Annotated in this window: 18 protein-coding genes and 1 pseudogene; 7 read left to right on the top strand and 12 right to left on the bottom strand. The window is 63.3% G+C overall.

Translation table 11 applies throughout. The features are described 5' to 3' along the window. Positions 1 to 234 precede the first annotated feature (234 nt). Genes M727_RS0118360 through hutI form a run of 5 tightly spaced genes read right to left on the bottom strand, consistent with a single transcriptional unit; the run spans position 235 to position 6,184 of the window. Positions 235 to 819, bottom strand: a complete 585-nt coding sequence (locus M727_RS0118360; protein WP_027153909.1) for a HutD family protein — start codon at positions 817 to 819, stop codon at positions 235 to 237. 8 nt (positions 820 to 827) lie between these two features. Continuing rightward, the gene (gene hutU / locus M727_RS0118355) at positions 828 to 2,498 is read right to left on the bottom strand and encodes a urocanate hydratase (protein WP_027153908.1); all 1,671 of its coding nucleotides are present in this window, start codon (positions 2,496 to 2,498) and stop codon (positions 828 to 830) included. Positions 2,499 to 2,538: 40 nt separating this feature from the next. Beyond that, positions 2,539 to 3,357 carry an N-formylglutamate deformylase gene (gene hutG / locus M727_RS0118350; protein ID WP_027153907.1) on the bottom strand — a complete coding sequence of 273 codons (819 nt, stop codon included), beginning with the start codon at positions 3,355 to 3,357 and terminating at the stop codon, positions 2,539 to 2,541. Next, positions 3,354 to 4,952, bottom strand: a complete 1,599-nt coding sequence (gene hutH / locus M727_RS36695; RefSeq protein WP_156941552.1) for a histidine ammonia-lyase — start codon at positions 4,950 to 4,952, stop codon at positions 3,354 to 3,356. The genes hutG and hutH overlap by 4 nt, the downstream gene beginning before the upstream one ends. Beyond that, positions 4,949 to 6,184: an imidazolonepropionase gene (hutI, locus tag M727_RS0118340; RefSeq protein ID WP_027153906.1), complete on the bottom strand. Its 1,236-nt coding sequence runs from the start codon at positions 6,182 to 6,184 to the stop codon at positions 4,949 to 4,951. The genes hutH and hutI overlap by 4 nt, the downstream gene beginning before the upstream one ends. A gap of 100 nt (positions 6,185 to 6,284) precedes the next feature. On the opposite strand from hutI, the gene M727_RS0118335 reads away from it, so the two are divergent. Continuing rightward, complete coding sequence (locus M727_RS0118335) at positions 6,285 to 7,637, top strand: formimidoylglutamate deiminase (RefSeq protein ID WP_027153905.1); 1,353 nt, start codon at positions 6,285 to 6,287, stop codon at positions 7,635 to 7,637. Continuing rightward, complete coding sequence (gene hutC / locus M727_RS0118330) at positions 7,634 to 8,380, top strand: histidine utilization repressor (protein WP_027153904.1); 747 nt, start codon at positions 7,634 to 7,636, stop codon at positions 8,378 to 8,380. Before M727_RS0118335 ends, hutC begins: the two co-directional genes overlap by 4 nt. A gap of 83 nt (positions 8,381 to 8,463) precedes the next feature. Here the strand turns inward: hutC and M727_RS0118325 are convergent, their stop codons facing one another. Further along, a complete protein-coding gene (locus tag M727_RS0118325) occupies positions 8,464 to 8,808 on the bottom strand; it encodes a RidA family protein (protein WP_027153903.1) in 345 nt (114 codons plus the stop codon). Positions 8,809 to 9,031: 223 nt separating this feature from the next. Between M727_RS0118325 and aztA the strand changes: the two genes are divergently transcribed. From aztA to M727_RS0118305, 4 genes are all read left to right on the top strand, one after another. Next, on the top strand, positions 9,032 to 9,844 hold the full coding sequence (gene aztA, locus M727_RS0118320) for a zinc ABC transporter ATP-binding protein AztA (RefSeq protein WP_027153902.1): 813 nt from the start codon (positions 9,032 to 9,034) through the stop codon (positions 9,842 to 9,844). After that, positions 9,844 to 10,719 carry a zinc ABC transporter permease AztB gene (gene aztB / locus M727_RS0118315; RefSeq protein WP_027153901.1) on the top strand — a complete coding sequence of 292 codons (876 nt, stop codon included), beginning with the start codon at positions 9,844 to 9,846 and terminating at the stop codon, positions 10,717 to 10,719. Before aztA ends, aztB begins: the two co-directional genes overlap by 1 nt. 19 nt (positions 10,720 to 10,738) lie before the next feature. Continuing rightward, on the top strand, positions 10,739 to 11,659 hold the full coding sequence (aztC, locus tag M727_RS0118310) for a zinc ABC transporter substrate-binding protein AztC (RefSeq protein WP_027153900.1): 921 nt from the start codon (positions 10,739 to 10,741) through the stop codon (positions 11,657 to 11,659). Between the two features lie 146 nt (positions 11,660 to 11,805). Continuing rightward, a complete protein-coding gene (locus M727_RS0118305) occupies positions 11,806 to 12,144 on the top strand; it encodes a TIGR01244 family sulfur transferase (RefSeq protein WP_027153899.1) in 339 nt (112 codons plus the stop codon). Here the strand turns inward: M727_RS0118305 and M727_RS0118300 are convergent. Continuing rightward, positions 12,141 to 12,608: an Lrp/AsnC family transcriptional regulator gene (locus tag M727_RS0118300; protein WP_027153898.1), complete on the bottom strand. Its 468-nt coding sequence runs from the start codon at positions 12,606 to 12,608 to the stop codon at positions 12,141 to 12,143. The two genes, M727_RS0118305 and M727_RS0118300, sit on opposite strands and share 4 nt — an antisense overlap. A 140-nt stretch (positions 12,609 to 12,748) precedes the next feature. Here M727_RS0118300 and hppD point away from each other — a divergent pair, with 140 nt between their 5' ends. After that, positions 12,749 to 13,861: a 4-hydroxyphenylpyruvate dioxygenase gene (gene hppD / locus M727_RS0118295; protein ID WP_027153897.1), complete on the top strand. Its 1,113-nt coding sequence runs from the start codon at positions 12,749 to 12,751 to the stop codon at positions 13,859 to 13,861. Positions 13,862 to 13,868: 7 nt separating this feature from the next. Here the strand turns inward: hppD and M727_RS0118290 are convergent, their stop codons facing one another. The 5 genes and pseudogenes from M727_RS0118290 to M727_RS0118270 form a co-directional block, all read right to left on the bottom strand. Continuing rightward, positions 13,869 to 14,180: a BrnA antitoxin family protein gene (locus tag M727_RS0118290; protein WP_027153896.1), complete on the bottom strand. Its 312-nt coding sequence runs from the start codon at positions 14,178 to 14,180 to the stop codon at positions 13,869 to 13,871. Next, positions 14,167 to 14,416, bottom strand: a pseudogene (locus M727_RS36690) (BrnT family toxin). Before M727_RS36690 ends, M727_RS0118290 begins: the two are co-directional and overlap by 14 nt. 51 nt (positions 14,417 to 14,467) lie before the next feature. After that, positions 14,468 to 15,016, bottom strand: coding sequence for a DinB family protein (locus M727_RS0118280; RefSeq protein WP_027153895.1), 549 nt, complete (start codon positions 15,014 to 15,016; stop codon positions 14,468 to 14,470). Between the two features lie 4 nt (positions 15,017 to 15,020). Continuing rightward, positions 15,021 to 15,314, bottom strand: coding sequence for a hypothetical protein (locus tag M727_RS0118275; protein ID WP_027153894.1), 294 nt, complete (start codon positions 15,312 to 15,314; stop codon positions 15,021 to 15,023). After that, on the bottom strand, positions 15,311 to 16,324 hold the full coding sequence (locus M727_RS0118270; RefSeq protein ID WP_027153893.1) for a fumarylacetoacetate hydrolase family protein: 1,014 nt from the start codon (positions 16,322 to 16,324) through the stop codon (positions 15,311 to 15,313). The genes M727_RS0118275 and M727_RS0118270 overlap by 4 nt, the downstream gene beginning before the upstream one ends. Positions 16,325 to 16,357 lie beyond the last annotated feature (33 nt).

The raw sequence follows: 16,357 nt of genomic DNA, 5'->3' as shown, positions 1-16,357 counted from the left end.
CATGGGGGACGCGTTAGCGGCGTCACCGCCACGGCAATGTCCCTAGAACCGATTGAAATGGAATTGGTTGCATCGAAACAAGGGCCGAAAGTTTATTTTCGCACCAAGACCTGCAGACGAACCACCTCCCTCCCGCCGGGAGTTGATCGACGGAAGGATTCAGGCTTTTTCGTGATCTGGGCTTGAGCTTACGGCATATTTCGCTGGTGTTGTGATCATGTTTCGAAACAGGCGTTAATCGTTTGCCGCAACGCGATCGATGCGGATCACGAACAGCGTCGCTGGTCGCGCAGGCTCGACGCGCCGTTTCGCGGCGTCCGGTCCGAGCAACAGCGTGTCGCTCGGTCCGATGTGGAAAGGCGCCGCGCCGGCCATCGTGATTTCGCCGTCAAAACACAGGATGAGGGTCGCATCAGCGGCCGACTGGATGTCCGTCGGGGCTGAAATCACCAGGCGTTCGACGGCATGGGTCATCCGTCCACGCCGTGTCATGGCGTTGAGATCGGTGATCGGACCGGAGATCAGCGCCGCTTGCGTCGGCACATCGGCCGCAAAGGAAAGCGGGGCGGACGTTTTGGTCAGCGTAGCCGGGCGGCCGGCGATATCAAGGATGATCCCCTCGCCTTCCAGCACGGCCAAGCTTCGGTCCACTCCGGCAAACTCGGAGAATGGTCCACCGCTTTCGACGCGCGCCATGGAGACGCGCCAGTCGAAATCATCGAGCGCAGCACCTGCGGGCGAGACGGCGATTTCCGTCGTCACCCCGCCGCCGTTCTTCCACGGCATGGACCGGTATTCGGCTGCCCGGAGGATGCGCAAGGCGCGGTTCAGCCGAGGATGCCTGGCAGGTTGAGCTGGTGCTCCCTGGCGCAGTCGATGGCGAGGTCATAGCCGGCATCGGCGTGGCGCATGACGCCGGTTGCGGGGTCATTCCATAGCACCCGCTCCAGGCGTTTGGCCGCTTCGCGTGTGCCGTCGGCAACGATGACCATGCCGGCATGTTGCGAAAAGCCCATGCCGACGCCACCGCCATGATGCAGCGATACCCAGGTTGCGCCGGAGGCGGTGTTGAGCAGCGCATTGAGCAGCGGCCAGTCGGACACGGCGTCGGAGCCGTCCTTCATCGATTCCGTCTCGCGGTTCGGCGAGGCAACCGAGCCTGAATCGAGATGATCGCGGCCGATGACCACCGGCGCCTTGAGCTCGCCTTTCGCCACCATCTCGTTGAAGGCGAGGCCGAGCCGGTGGCGGTCGCCGAGACCAACCCAGCAGATGCGCGCCGGCAGACCCTGGAAGGCGATGCGCTCACGCGCCATGTCGAGCCAGTTGTGCAGGTGGGTGTTGCCGGGCGTCAGCTCGCGCACCTTGGCGTCGGTCTTGTAGATGTCCTCGGGATCGCCGGAGAGGGCTGCCCAGCGAAACGGACCGATCCCGCGACAAAACAGTGGCCGGATATAGGCCGGCACGAAACCCGGGAAGGCAAAGGCATTGTCGAGCCCTTCCTCCTTCGCCACCTGACGGATGTTGTTGCCATAGTCGAGCGTCGGCACGCCGGCGTTCCAGAACGCCACCATCGCCTCGACATGTTCGCGCATCGACGCGCGCGCCGCCTTTTCGACCGCCTTCGGGTCGCTGGTGCGCTTCTCGCGCCATTCGGCGAGCGACCAGCCCTTGGGGAGATAGCCGTTGAGCGGATCATGCGCCGACGTCTGGTCGGTGACCAGGTCGGGGCGCACGCCACGCCGCACCAGTTCCGGCACGATGTCTGCGGTGTTGCCGACGAGGCCGACCGATTTCGCCTCGCCGGCCCTGGTCCAGCGCTCGATCCTTTCCAGCGCCTCGTCGAGCGTGTCGGCGCGTTCATCGACATAGCGAGTGCGCAGCCGGAAATCGATGCGGTCGGGATCGCATTCGACCGCCAGGCAGCAGGCGCCGGCCATGACCGCGGCCAGCGGCTGGGCGCCGCCCATGCCGCCGAGGCCGCCGGTCAAGATCCATTTGCCCCTGAGGTTGCCGTCGTAATGCTGGCGGCCAGCCTCGACGAAGGTCTCGTAGGTGCCCTGCACGATGCCTTGGGTGCCGATGTAGATCCACGAGCCGGCCGTCATCTGGCCGTACATCATCAGGCCCTTCTTATCGAGCTCGTTGAATTTCTCCCATGTCGCCCAGTGCGGCACGAGGTTGGAATTGGCGATCAGCACGCGCGGCGCATCGGTGTGGGTACGAAACACGCCGACCGGCTTGCCCGACTGCACCAGCAGCGTCTCGTCGTCTCCAAGCGTCTTCAGAGAGGCGACGATGCGATCAAAGTCGTTCCAGGTGCGCGCCGCGCGGCCGATGCCGCCATAGACGACCAGTTCGTTGGGGTTTTCGGCGACGTCGGGATCGAGATTGTTCATCAGCATGCGCAACGGCGCTTCAGTCAGCCATGTGCGGGCGTTGAGCTCGCTGCCGCGCGGGCTGCGGACTTCGCGGATGTTGTGGCGAGGATCGGTCATGGCGTCACTTTTCCTTTCGAATGAGCTGCGCGACGATGCGTCAGCGCCCGGCCCAGGCAATCGCTCTTTCCAGGATCCGCTTCAGCGTGGCGCGGATCGGCGCGGCGAATGCCGGGTCGTAAGGCACCGGCCAATTGTCGGGCGTACCTTTGCCCTCGGGCTCGCGCATATAGCCGCGGTTGGACAGTTCCATCTGCAGCGCATGAACGCCGTTTTGCGGCTGGCCGAAATGGCGCGTGATCCAGCCGCCTTTGAAGCGGCCGTTGACGACAAAACTCTCGCCGGTCTCGGCGAGGATCTGGCCGACCATTGCCTGCAAGCCCGGGTCGGCGCTTTTGCCGTCATTGGTGCCGAGGTTGAACACCGGCAGAGTGCCTTCGAACAGCCGCGGCAGCATCGAGCGGATCGAATGGCAGTCATAGAGGACGATCTTCCGGTGCACGGCGCGCAGCCTGTCGATCTCGGCCTGCATCGCGGCATGGTAAGGCACAAAGTACTTTTCGCGGCGCTCGTCGACCTCCGAGGCATCAGGCTCTTCCCCGACACGATAGAGCGGATCGCCGTCGAAGGTCTCGGTCGGGCACAGGCCGGTGGTTGCCTGGCCGGGATAGAGCGAGACGCCGGACGGATCGCGATTGACGTCGATGACGGTGCGCGAGATCGCGGTATGCACCACCGTCGCGCCGAGGTCTTCGGCAAACTCATACAGCTTGTCGATCCACCAGTCGGCGTCGCGGCGGCCGAGCCAAGGCGACACCAGCCGGTTCTCAAGGCCGGCGAGATCGATGCCGGTGTGCGGGATCGAGACCAGCAGGGGTGCCGTGCCGCGCGTTACAGTAAGCCAGGAGGGCGCGTTCATGAATGGTCTCCCTGCGCCGGCGCTCTACGGCGCGAAGGATCGCGACCTATCGAGGTGTGCCACGACGCGATTCCCGGCAGCGCCACCGCGCCCGCTGCCTTCACGGCAGCGCCGCTGCGCACCATGGCGATGGCCTTTTCCATGTCGGGGTGGAAATGCCGGTCATTGTCGAGATGCGGCACTTCGGCCCTGACCAGCCTGCGTACCGCTTCGAGCGGCGCACTCGATGCCAGCGGCGCATGGAAATCGCAGCCCTGGGTGGCGGCCAGCAATTCGATGCCGATGACGGCCGTCGCATTCTCGATCATGCCGATCAGCCGGCGCGCGCCATGTGCCGCCATCGAGACGTGGTCTTCCTGATTGGCCGAGGTCGGGATCGAATCGACACTGGCCGGATAGGCCTTTTGCTTGTTTTCCGAGACGAGTGCCGCCGCCGTCACTTGCGGGATCATGAAGCCGGAATTCAAGCCTGGCTTCGGGGTCAGGAAGGCCGGCATGCCCGACAGCGCCGGATCGACCAGCATGGCGATGCGCCGTTCCGACAGCGAGCCGATCTCGCAGACGGCGAGCGCGATCATGTCGGCGGCGAAGGCGACCGGCTCGGCGTGGAAATTGCCGCCGGAAAGTGCTGTGTCGTCCTCGGCGAAGATCAGCGGATTGTCGGTGACGCCGTTGGCCTCGGTGCCCAGCGTGCCGGCGGCCTGGCGCAGCACGCTGAGCGCTGCACCCATCACCTGCGGCTGGCAGCGCAAGCAGTACGGGTCCTGCACGCGTTCGTCTCCGACCCGGTGCGATTCACGGATGGCACTGCCGGCCATCAGGTTGCGCAGCGCCTCTGCCGTCTCGATCTGGCCAGGATGCCTCCTGAGCAGGTGGATGCGCGGATCGAAGGGGGCGTCGGAACCCTTGGCGGCATCGGTCGAGAGCGCACCGGCGACCAGCGCCGACTGGTAGAGCACTTCGGCGTCGAACAAGGCGGCCAACGCATAGGCGGTCGAGAACTGCGTGCCGTTGAGCAGCGCCAACCCTTCCTTGGCGCCAAGCGTGACCGGCTCCAGCCCGTGCGAGACAAAGGCGACCTTGGCCGGGAACCGGCCATGCGGGGTAAAACATTCGCCGACGCCGATCATCACCGCCGTCATGTGGGACAGTGGCGCAAGGTCGCCGGATGCGCCGACCGAGCCTTGCGCCGGCACCACCGGAATGACGTCGTTGGCGAGCATCGCTTCGAGCAGCTCAATGGTCTGCGGCCGCACGCCGGAGGCGCCCTGCGCCAAGCTGGCCAGCTTCAGTGCCATCATCAGCCGGCAAACAGCGACCGGCATCGGTTCGCCGACGCCGGCGGCATGTGACAGCACGATGTTGCGTTGCAGCGTCTCGAGATCGGCGGCGGGGATACGGACGCTGGCCAATTTGCCGAAACCGGTGTTGATGCCATAGACCGGCTCACCCTTGGCGACGATGCGTGCAACGGCCTCGGCGCTGGCCTTGATCTTTGGCCAGCAGGCCGCGTCCAGCTTCGGCATCGCGCCACGATAGATTTCGCGCCAGTCGGCCAGCGTCGTGTTGCCCGGCTTGAGTTTGAGTTCACTCATTGTCCCCTCCAGATGCGGGCATGCAGCGGGTTGAAACCCATGCGGTAGACGAGTTCGGCCGGGCGCTCGATGTCCCAGATCGCCAGGTCGGCTGATTTTCCAGCCTCCAGCGTGCCGGTGCTTCCGAGCCGTCCGAGCGCGCGGGCGGCCTCGCGGGTGACACCGGCAAGGCATTCGTCAACAGTCAGACCAAACAAAGTCGCCGCCATGTTCATGGTCAGCAGCAGCGAGGTCAGCGGCGAGGTGCCGGGATTGCAGTCGGTGGCGACCGCCATTTTGACGCCATGCTGGCGAAACAGGCCGATCGGCGGCTTCTTGGTCTCACGGATGAAATAGTAGGCGCCGGGCAGGATCGTCGCCACGGTTCCGGCCCTCGCCATCGCCGCCGCACCCGCCTCGTCAGTATATTCGAGATGGTCGGCCGACAAGGCGCCATAACGCGCCGCAAGTTCTGCGCCGTGCAGGTTGGACAATTGGTCAGCGTGAAGTTTTACCGGCAGGCCTGCTGCTTTCGCCGCGTCGAACACGCGAGAAATCTGCTCTGGCGAAAAGGCGATGCCTTCGCAAAAACCATCGACCGCATCGGCCAGGCCCTCGGCGGTGACGGCCGGCAAAATCTCGTTTGCGACCAGTTCGATAAAAGCGTCCTTGTCGCCTTTCGCTTCAGGCGGCAGGGCATGCGCGCCGAGGAAGCTGGTTGTTACGGTTACTGGACGGTTTTCGCCCAGGAGCCGCGCGGCGCGCAGCGATTTCTTCTCGTTTTCGAGATCGAGCCCGTAGCCCGACTTGACCTCGATGGTGGTGAGGCCTTCGGCGATCAGCGCGTCGAGGCGCGGCAGCGACTGCGCAATCAATTCCTGCTGGCTGGCAGCGCGCAGCGCCTTGACCGACGAGACGATGCCGCCGCCGGCCCTGGTGACCTCTTCATAGGTGGCGCCGGCCAGCCGCATCTCGAATTCGTTGGCGCGATTGCCGGCGTGGACCAGATGAGTATGGCAGTCGATCAGGCCGGGTGTGATCCAGCGGCCTTCGCAATCGACAATTTCGGCGTTCTGGCTGAACGCTGCCGGCATGTCGGCTTCCTGGCCGGCATAGACGATCAGGCCATCGCGCGCGGCGATCGCGCCGTCTTCGATGATACCCAGTCCGGCGGCGCTGTCGGCCATGGTCGCCAGACGCGCATTGCGCCAGAGGCGGATCTCCCCTGCCCGGCTTTTGCTCTCTCCAGCCATCATCTTTTCCGTTTCAATCGGCGGTGATTATGTATATACATATTGAAACGCACTGCAAGTGGTATCATTGCACGGGACAAAGGGAATCGGAGAGAAAAACGTGACTGCGATCTTTGCGGAACAGGCGCTTCTGCCCGACGGCTGGCATTCCAATGCCCGGATCGTCGTCAGTGATGGCCACATCGCCACGGTCGAGCCGAACACCGCATCCCAGCCCGGCGACGAACGCCATGCCATTCTGCTGCCAGGCATGCCGAACCTGCACAGCCACGCCTTCCAGCGCGGCATGGCCGGTCTAGCCGAGCTGCGCGGCCCTTCAGCCGACAGTTTCTGGAGCTGGCGCGAGGTGATGTATCGCTTCGCGCTGTCGATGACGCCGGATCAGGTCGAGGCGGTCGCCGCGCAGCTCTATGTCGAGATGCTGGAGGGTGGGTTCTCACGCGTCGGCGAGTTTCACTATCTGCATCACGACCGCGACGGCCAGCCCTACGCCAACGTCGCCGAAATGGCCGACCGCATCACCGCAGCGGCTGCCGACACCGGCATCGGGCTGACGCTGCTGCCGGTCTTCTATGCACATTCCTCTTTCGGCGGCGCAGCGCCGAATGAAGGCCAGCGGCGATTCATCAACGATATGAATCGGTTCTCGCGGCTTGTTGAGAAATGTCACGAAACCGTTCGCACCTTGAATCACCCGGTCGTCGGCATCGCCCCGCACAGTCTGCGCGCCGTGACACCGGAGCAGTTGGAAAACATCGCGACAATGGCACCCGGCGGACCGATCCACATCCACATCGCCGAGCAAGTGAAGGAGGTCGAGGACTGCCTTGCCTGGTCCGGGGCGCGGCCGGTCGAATGGCTGCTCGCCAATGCCAGGGTCGATAGTCGCTGGTGCCTGATCCACGCCACCCACATGACCGAGACCGAGACGGCGGCCATGGCGAAAAGCGGAGCAATCGCCGGCCTCTGCCCGATCACCGAGGCCAATCTCGGCGACGGCACCTTTGTAGCACCTTTGTTCAAACAGCATGGCGGCCGCTTCGGCGTCGGCTCCGACTCCAACGTGCTGATCGGCCTGCCGGACGAATTGCGGCAGCTCGAATATTCGCAGCGCCTCGCCCACCGTGCCCGCAACCTGCTGGCGGTCGCCGGCGGTTCGACCGGGCGCGCACTGTTCGATGCCGCGCTCGACGGCGGCAGCGCAGCGCTCGGCGCAAGCCCCTCGCGGATCGCCGCTGGTGCCCCAGCCGATTTCATCTCGCTCCATGGCAAGCACCCGTCGCTTGCCGGCAAGACGGGCGATGCAGTGCTCGACACCTGGATCTTCGCCAACGGTTCCAAGGTCGATTGTGTCTGGGTGCATGGCAAGAAACTGGTCAGCAGTGGCAGGCACGCAAGGCGCGATTTTATTGCCGAGCGTTTTCGCAAGGTGATGACGGCGCTTTCGGCATGAGCATGACCCAGACAATGGATGCGGACGGCGGCGAGCCCCTCTCGCTGCATCAACGCATCCTGTCCGACATCAGCGAACGAATCCTGTCCGGCGCCTGGGCGCCCGGCCACCGCATCCCGTTCGAGCACGAGCTGACGGCCGAGTACAAATGTTCGCGCATGACGGTGAACAAGGCGCTGTCGCAGCTTGCCAAGGCGGGGCTGATAGAGCGCCGCCGCCGCTCTGGCAGCTTTGTCCGGCGGCCGCAGTCGCAAGCCGCGGTGTTGGAAATCCATGATATCAGGATCGAGGTCGAGGCGCTCGGCCTGCCCTATCGCTACGAGCGTGTGGCGCGACATAAAAGGCGCAGCAGCGCCGAGGATCGCGCCTTGCTGGAACTCGACTCCAACGGGCCGGTGCTGGCGCTGGAATGCCGGCATTTCGCCGGCCAGCGGCCGTTCGCCCACGAACGGCGGCTGATCAACCTGGCCGCCGTGGCCGAGGCCGCCAGCGAGGAATTTTTTGCCGTCGCGCCTGGGCCGTGGCTGATCGCCCGCGTGCCATGGAGTGCCGCCGAGCACCGCATCCGCGCCGTCGCCGCCGACAGACACATTGCGACCGCACTCGAAATCGAGTCCGGCGCCCCCTGCCTGGTGGTCGAGCGACGGACATGGAGCGCCGAGCATCCGGTCACCCATGTCCGTTTCACCTATGCGGCCGACAGCCACACGCTGGTCGCGCGGTTCACGCCGTCGCAGGGGTAATTTTTGCGATATTGAAGATTGGCGAACCCCGGCGTGACATCCAATCTCCCCCTCGTGGGGGAGATCGGCAGCTTCACGGCATCTCAAATCGCTGCAGTAATAATAATCTCGACCAGATATTCCGGCCCGGCAAGCTTGGCCTCGCCGGTGGCGCGGGCCGGGGTGTGGCCCTGTGGCACCCACTTGTCCCATTCCGCGTTCATCTCGGCAAAGGTGCTCATGTCGGCCAGCCAGATGATCGCCTGCAGGATCTTGGTCTTGTCGGTGCCGGCCTTGGCCAGCAATTCGTCGATGGCCGCCAGGATGTCCCTGGTCTGGGTGCCGACGTTTCCGCCCGGTTCGCCGACCTGACCAGCCAGATAGACGGTGTTGCCGTGGATGACGATCTGGCTCATGCGTGGGCCAACATCGATGCGACGAATGCTCATTGGACGTTCCTTCCATTGTGGGTCGCGCCTCTTTAGAGTCGCGGTTCGCTGGGAGCAAGGTTGGATGAGCGAATCCTCTTGAGCCAGCAGGCGTGGGGCGAAAATAGGCACACGCCAAATTGCTCCGGTCGCCGCAATTCCGCCGGATTGACTTGTTGACTAATGTAATAACATCACATATCCACCGCCGCTGCCGTATTAGTCGTGTCCCACGGATCGTCACATGACCAAAACTTGCCTGACATTCCGCGACCTGACGCTGGGCTACAACAGCCATCCGGCGATCCATCATCTCGATGGCACGATCCGCCGCGGGTCGCTGACTGCCGTCGTCGGCGCCAATGGCTCGGGCAAGTCGACCCTGATGAAGGGTATCGTCGGCGTGTTGAAACCGATGGCCGGCACGGTTGTCCGGGCGCCCGGCGTGCGCGCAGCTTATCTGCCGCAACAGTCGGAACTCGACCGCTCCTTTCCCGCCCGGGTCGTTGATCTGGTTTCGCTCGGCCTGTGGCCACGGCGCGGGCTGCTCGGCCGCTACACCAGGGAAGATCGCGATTCGGTCAGCCAGGCGCTGATGGCCGTCGGCCTCGGCGGCTTCGAGAAGCGCCCGATCGACACGCTGTCGGGCGGCCAGCTGCAGCGCACGCTGTTCGCCCGCGTGCTGCTGCAGGACGCCGATCTCATTCTGCTCGACGAACCGTTCAACGCCGTCGATACCAAGACCGTCGGCGACCTGATCGCACTGATCAAGCACTGGCATGGCGAGGAACGCACGATCCTGGTTGTCGTCCACGATCTGGAACTGGTGCGCCAGAACTTCCCCGAGACGCTGCTGCTGGCGCGCCAGCCAATCGCCTGGGGCGAAACCAGGGAAACGCTGCGGCCGGAAAACCTGTTGCGCGCGCGCCGCTTCCACGAAGCCTGGGAGGAGAACGCGCCCTGGTGCGAGCCCGACAAGCACGGTGATCACGGTCACGGCCCCGGGCACAACCATGCGCACGACCATCATCACGGCTCCGGGCCGCGGGCCGCATGATGGACACGCTCTACGGTCTACTCATCGCTCCGTTCGCCGAATTCGCCTTCATGCAGCGGGCGCTTGCCGGTTCGCTGATGCTGTCGCTCGGCGCCTGCCCGGTCGGCGTGTTCCTGATGCTGCGGCGCATGAGCCTTTCCGGCGACGCCATGGCCCACGCCATCCTGCCGGGTGCTGCCGCCGGGTTCCTGTTTTATGGGCTGGAAATCCTGCCGATGACTATCGGCGGGCTGATTGCCGGCATCATCGTCGCGCTCGGCGCCGGCGCCGTCTCGCGCTTCACCATCCAGCGCGAGGACGCTTCGATGGCGGCCTTCTACCTGATTTCGCTGGCGATCGGCGTGCTGATGGTGTCGATCCGCGGCTCCAGCGTCGATCTCATGCATGTGCTGTTCGGCACCGTGCTTGCGCTCAACAATGAAGCGCTGACACTGATCGGCGGCATCGTGCTGGTCACGCTGGTCAGCCTCGCCATCTTCTGGCGGGCGCTTGTCGCCGAATGTCTCGACCCGCTGTTCCTGCGTTCGGTCAGCCGGCTGGGCAGCCCGGTGCATTTCATCTTCCTCGGCCTCGTCGTGCTCAACCTGGTCGGCGGCTTCCAGGCGCTCGGCACGCTGCTATCCGTCGGGCTGATGATGCTGCCTGCGGCCGCCGCCCGCTTCTGGACCATGCGCGTCGAGCCGATGTGCGTGCTGGCGGTGCTGATCGGCTTTGCCTCCTGCGTCGCCGGGCTGCTTCTGTCCTATCACGTGTCGCTGCCTTCCGGCCCGGCCATCATCCTGTCCGCCGGCGTCGTCTATTTTGCCTCGATCCTGTTCGGCACGCGCGGCATCCTGCGCGCCCGTATTATCCATCACCGCCACAGAACCGCCTGATCCCGAAGGAGTGCTGTCCATGCTGAAATCGATCCGCGCCGCCCTGGCAGTGGGCGTTATGACATTGTTAGCCTTTGGCGCGTCGTCGGCCCTCGCGGAGCCGTTGAAAGTGGCCGCCAGCTTCACGATCATTGCCGATTTCGCCAAAAATGTCGGCGGCGACCGGATCAATCTGACCACCATCGTCGGGCCGGATGGCGATGCCCATGTCTACGAGCCGAGCCCGGCTGACGCGGTGGCGATGGCGGGTGCGGATGTGGTGCTGGTCAACGGCCTGCATTTCGAAGGCTTTTTGCAGCGCCTGGTCGACGCCAGTGCCACCAAGGCGACGATCGCCGTTTTGACCAAGGGCGTCACGCCGATCAACTTCAAACCCGAATTCGCCGATGCCGACGCCGCTGAAGGCGAAGATACCGATCCGCATGCCTTCCAATCGGTCGCCAATGCCAAGATCTATGTGAAGAACATCGCCGACGCCTTCTGCACCGCCGACGCCGAGGGTTGCCACAGCTACAAGGCCAACGCCGCCGCCTATACCGAGAAACTCGACGTGCTTGAGGGCGAAGTGCAGGCGGCGATCCGGTCGATCCCGAAGGAGAAACGCGTCGTCATCACCTCGCATGACGCCTTCGGCTATTTCGAGAAGGCCTATGGCCTCACCTTCCTGGCGCCCGAAGGGGTGTCGACCGAGTCGGAGCCGTCCGCTGCCGACGTCGCCAAGCTGGTCAGCCAGGTGAAGCAGGACAAGGCGGCGGCGGTCTTCATCGAGAACATCACCAACGCGCGGCTGATCGAGCAGATCGCCAGCGAGACCGGCACCAAGGTTGGCGGCACGCTTTATTCGGATGCGCTGTCGCAACCCGACGGCCCGGCCTCGACCTATATCGACCTGATGCACAACAACATCGCCCAGATCAAAGGCGCGATCCTCGGAAGCTGATGCCGTCCTACCCAGCCGGGCCGCGTCGGCTCGGTTGGATTCTCCGTCGAAAATAACTATCTGCGCAGTGGGATTTCATTCTGCGCGGATTGCCGATCTCGTCGGGGAGTCTTAAGACTGCGGCCAAACCAGTTTTGCGAGGAAACATGGAATATCGTCAGATCACCGAGGACTATTCGGTCTCCGGCCAGATCCAGCCCGAAGAAGTCGCCGCCATCAAGGCCGCGGGCTTCAAGAGCGTCATCTGCAACCGGCCTGATGACGAGCAGCCCGGCCAGCCTTCGGCGGACACGGTCAAAGCGGCAGTCGAAGCCGCCGGGCTTTCCTTCCGCCACATCCCGGTCATCAGCGGCCAGATCACGGCCCAAAATGTCGAGGACCAGGCTGAGGCGCTCGATGAACTCGAAGGCCCGATCTTCGCCTATTGCCGTTCCGGCGCACGCTGCTCCAACCTTTTTGGGCTGATCCAGCAGTCGAAGGGCTAAATCGGCAGCGCGCCGGTTTCCTTCAGCGTTTCCAGCACGATCGCCGTCTTCACATGCTGCACGGATTCGTGCGGCAGGAGAACGCCGTTGACGAATTCCGACAGCGATTTCAGGTCGGGCGTCACCACTTTCAGGATGTAATCCATCTCGCCGGTCAGCGCGTGCGCCTCCTGCACCTCCGGCAGCCGCGCCACCAACTCGCCGAAGCGCCGCGCATTGTCGCGGTTGTGGGTGGCGAGCGTCACCGAGATGACGTTGACCAGTGAGAAGCCGAGCTTGTCGCGGTCGAGCACCGCGCGATAGCCCCTGATATAGCCGTCCTCCTCCAGCCTCTGGCGGCGACGCGAACATTGCGACGCCGACAGGTTCACCCGTTCCGACAAATCGTTGTTGGTCAGCCGTGCGTCGCCCTGCAAGAGAGCCATTATCTTGCGGTCAAACTGGTCTATGCGCGCCTCATCCATGATTTTTTCATCCACCATGCACAATCCCCGCATGATCTATTCGTTTAAAGCGTTTGAATGCAAGCACCATGCACCTGCTCCGCGCTATAGTAGCGTCAAAATGGCCCTTTGCGGCCAAGCAGCTTTAGGAGGACAACACCATGGGTCCCTTCCCGCACGATGCACCGCCCGCAACGATCAGCAAGGCCAATCCCGCCGGCACCGACGGCTTCGAATTCGTCGAGTTCGCGCATCCCGAACCGGAAAAGCTCGCTGACCTTTTTACCCGCATGGGCTATGTACCGGTAGCCAAGCACCGCACCAAGAACATCACCGTCTGGCGGCAGGGCGACATCAACTATGTCGTCAATGCCGAACCGGACTCGCATGCAATGAAATTCGTCGACAAGCACGGCCCCTGCGCTTCCTCGATGGCCTGGCGGGTGGTCGATGCCAAGCACGCGTTCGACCATGCTGTCGCCAAGGGCGCCACACCCTATGAAGGAGTCGACAAGGCGCTCGATGTGCCGGCGATATCAGGCATTGGCGGCTCACTGCTTTATTTTATCGAGGTCTACGGCGACAAAGGCTCGGCCTACGAAGCCGAATTCGACTGGCTGGGCGAGCGCGACCCGAAGCCGGAAGGCGTCGGCTTCTATTATCTCGATCACCTCACCCACAATGTCTATCGCGGCAATATGGACAAATGGTGGGATTTCTATCGTGACCTGTTCGGCTTCAAGCAGATCCATTTCTTCGACATCGACGGCAAGATTACCGGCCTGGTCAGCCGCGCCATCACCTCGCCCTGCGGCAAGATCCGCATCCCGCTCAACGAGTCCAAGGACGAGACCAGCCAGATCGCCGAATATCTGAAGAAGTACAATGGCGAAGGCATCCAGCACATCGCCGTCGGCACGGACGAGATCTACGGCGCCACCGACAGGCTGGCAGCCAACGGGCTGAAGTTCATGCCCGGCCCGCCGGAAACCTATTACGAGATGTCTCATGCCCGCGTACACGGCCATGACGAGCCGATCGAGCGGATGAAAAAGCACGGCATCCTGATCGACGGCGAAGGCGTGGTTGACGGCGGCACGACCAAGATCCTGCTGCAGATCTTCTCGAAAACCGTAATCGGCCCGATCTTCTTCGAATTCATCCAGAGGAAGGGCGACGAGGGTTTTGGCGAGGGCAATTTCCGTGCGCTGTTCGAATCGATCGAGCAGGACCAGATCAAGCGTGGCGTGCTGAAGGTGCAGGCGGCGGAGTAGGCAACGCCTATTTGGGCAAGCCGGCGGCCTTGCGCAGAATGTCGTTGATGCGGCTCTGCCAACCGGGACCGCCGGCGCGAAAGCGAGCGACCACATCGCTGTCGAGGCGCAGCGTCACCTGCTTCTTGGGATTGTCGAGCGCCGGCCGCCCGCGCGAACGGCGAATGCTCTCGGCTAGGTCCGGAAAAACTTCCGCGAAGGGACGAGCGTTTCGAAAATCCTCCTCTGTCCATTCCGGATTGTCCGAAACGGCATCCCAATCTTCCTTGCTGTAGCCGCGCCCCGGTTCGAATTTTGTCTGCAGCTTAGGTTTTGTCATTGTACAACTTTCTTTCAGCCGGGTTGGCTGGGCGCATCGAAATGATCGAGATGCCCTCGGAGCCGAGCCGGGCAAAGATCACGGCAACGACCCCGTCAATCATCCGACCGATTGCCATCCGACCAATTGCCATAAGACGATCAGCTAAGGAAAAATTCCTCATCCAGCGCGGCAAAATCCAACCCGTGTTTCTCGATGTCGGCCAGCCGTTTCGGTTCGTCCCAGACGATCTTCATTCGAAATTTATGTACCTACAATAATTAAGTCAAGCATTTTCGTAACTACAATTAATTGCCGCCATCAATCGCCAACCGCTCGACCTCCGCTTCCCTCAGTTGCAGATCATAGTCGAGGAAGAACTCGTCGAGTTGCGGCGGCTCTACCAAGGTGCCGGACAGCATCGCATGCACCTGGCCGCGATGATGGATGTCGTGGATGAAGAGGTGGGCGAGCAGGTCGCCGATGCGCTCCGGTATTTTTCCGTCCTCGCGCCGGTCGGTGATGACGCGGCAGTCGAGATCGTCGGCCGACAAATGATCGCAAAAGGCGATGAGCCGCCGGTCGGCCGCGACCTGGGCGGCAAACAGCGCTTGTGGTTCATCGAACGGCACGAAATCGTCATGGGCCGCGGCGCCAACGCCGCCCTCTTCGAGAAAATCGAGATAGAGATGATCGACCGCCAGGATGTGGTTGAGCGTTGCCATGATCGACGGAAAGAAGCTGGTTCGCTCGGCTTCGAATTCACCGGGCTCAAGCTGCAGCACGGCGCGATAGAGCCGGTCGTTCGACCAGAGGTTGTTGCGCGCCATGCGGCTGAAATGGTCCAGCAAGTCCATGACTTCACTCCGCTGACTGGACCAAGGACACGCCCGCCCACAGAAGCGCAAATCCGGCGAGAACGATCAGCAGCAGACGGTTCATGCGCCGGCGCATGGCTTGCGTCTCCTCGTCCCGCGCCACGTTCGTGTTGGTCACGGTGTGGAACATCATCGCGTTGCGCGGAAAGCCGCTGCGGTTGGTAAGCCCGGGCGAACGCGCCTCGATCCTATAGCTCAGCCGGATCGCCTGGATGAAGATCGCCAGCATGACAAGAGCCCAGACACCGCACAGAAGATAGACCGTCTCGCCTGTCATTCTCCGTATTTCTCGACCTTCTGCTCGATCGCACCAAAAATCGAATGTCCGATCCTGTCCTTCATCTCTATGCGTACCGTATCGCCAAGGCGCAGGAACGGGGTCGTCGTTTCGCCGGCCTCGATCGTCTCGATCATGCGCAACTCGGCAATGCAGGAATAGCCGGCGCCGCCCGCCGAGACAGGCTTGCCAGGGCCGCCGTCAAGCTTGTTGGAAACCGTGCCCGAACCGATGATGGTGCCGGCGGCCAGCGGCCGGGTTTTCGCGGCATGCACAATCAGCGCCGGAAAATCGAAGGTCATGTCCACGCCGGCGTTGGCGCGGCCGAACGGCTTGCCGTTGAGATCGACCAGCAGCGGCAGGTTGACCTTGCCGCCATCCCAGGCCTCGCCAAGTTCGTCCGGCGTCACCGCGACGGGCGAAAACGCCGAGGACGGCTTTGATTGGAAGAAGCCGAAGCCCTTGGCAAGCTCTGGCGCGGTGAGGGAGCGCAGCGTGACGTCATTGACCAGCATGACCAGCCGGATCGCGGCTCTTGCCGCATCGAGGCTTGCGCCTATCGGCACATCGTCGACGACGACAGCGACTTCCCCTTCCATGTCGACGCCAAGAGCCTCGTCGACCGTGCGGATCGGATCACGCGGCGCGATGAAACTGTCCGAACCACCCTGGTAGATCAGCGGATCGGTCCAGAAGCTTGCCGGCATCTCGGCGCCGCGCGCCTTCCGCACCAGTTCGACATGATTCACATAGGCCGAGCCATCGGCCCACTGGTAGGCGCGCGGCAACGGCGAATGGGCATCATGCTCGTGAAAGCGCGCTGACGGGACCGCATTGTTCTCCAGCGATTCCGCTATTGTCGCCAGATGCGGCGCAATCCGGCTCCAGTCGTCGAGCGCCGCCTGCAGCGTCGGCACCAGAAACGAGGCATCGGTGAACCGCGTCAGGTCGCGCGAGACGACGACCAGCCTTCCGTCGCGCGTCCCGTCCTTCAATGTGGCAAGCTTCATGCGGTTTCCTCTCCTGATGCGGCTTTGGTGCCG

This window comes from Mesorhizobium sp. WSM2561, assembly GCF_000513915.1.
GTDB lineage: Bacteria > Pseudomonadota > Alphaproteobacteria > Rhizobiales > Rhizobiaceae > Mesorhizobium > Mesorhizobium muleiense.
The sequence above is the reverse complement of the archived record's forward strand: the minus strand, read 5'-3'. Positions and strand labels throughout refer to the sequence as shown.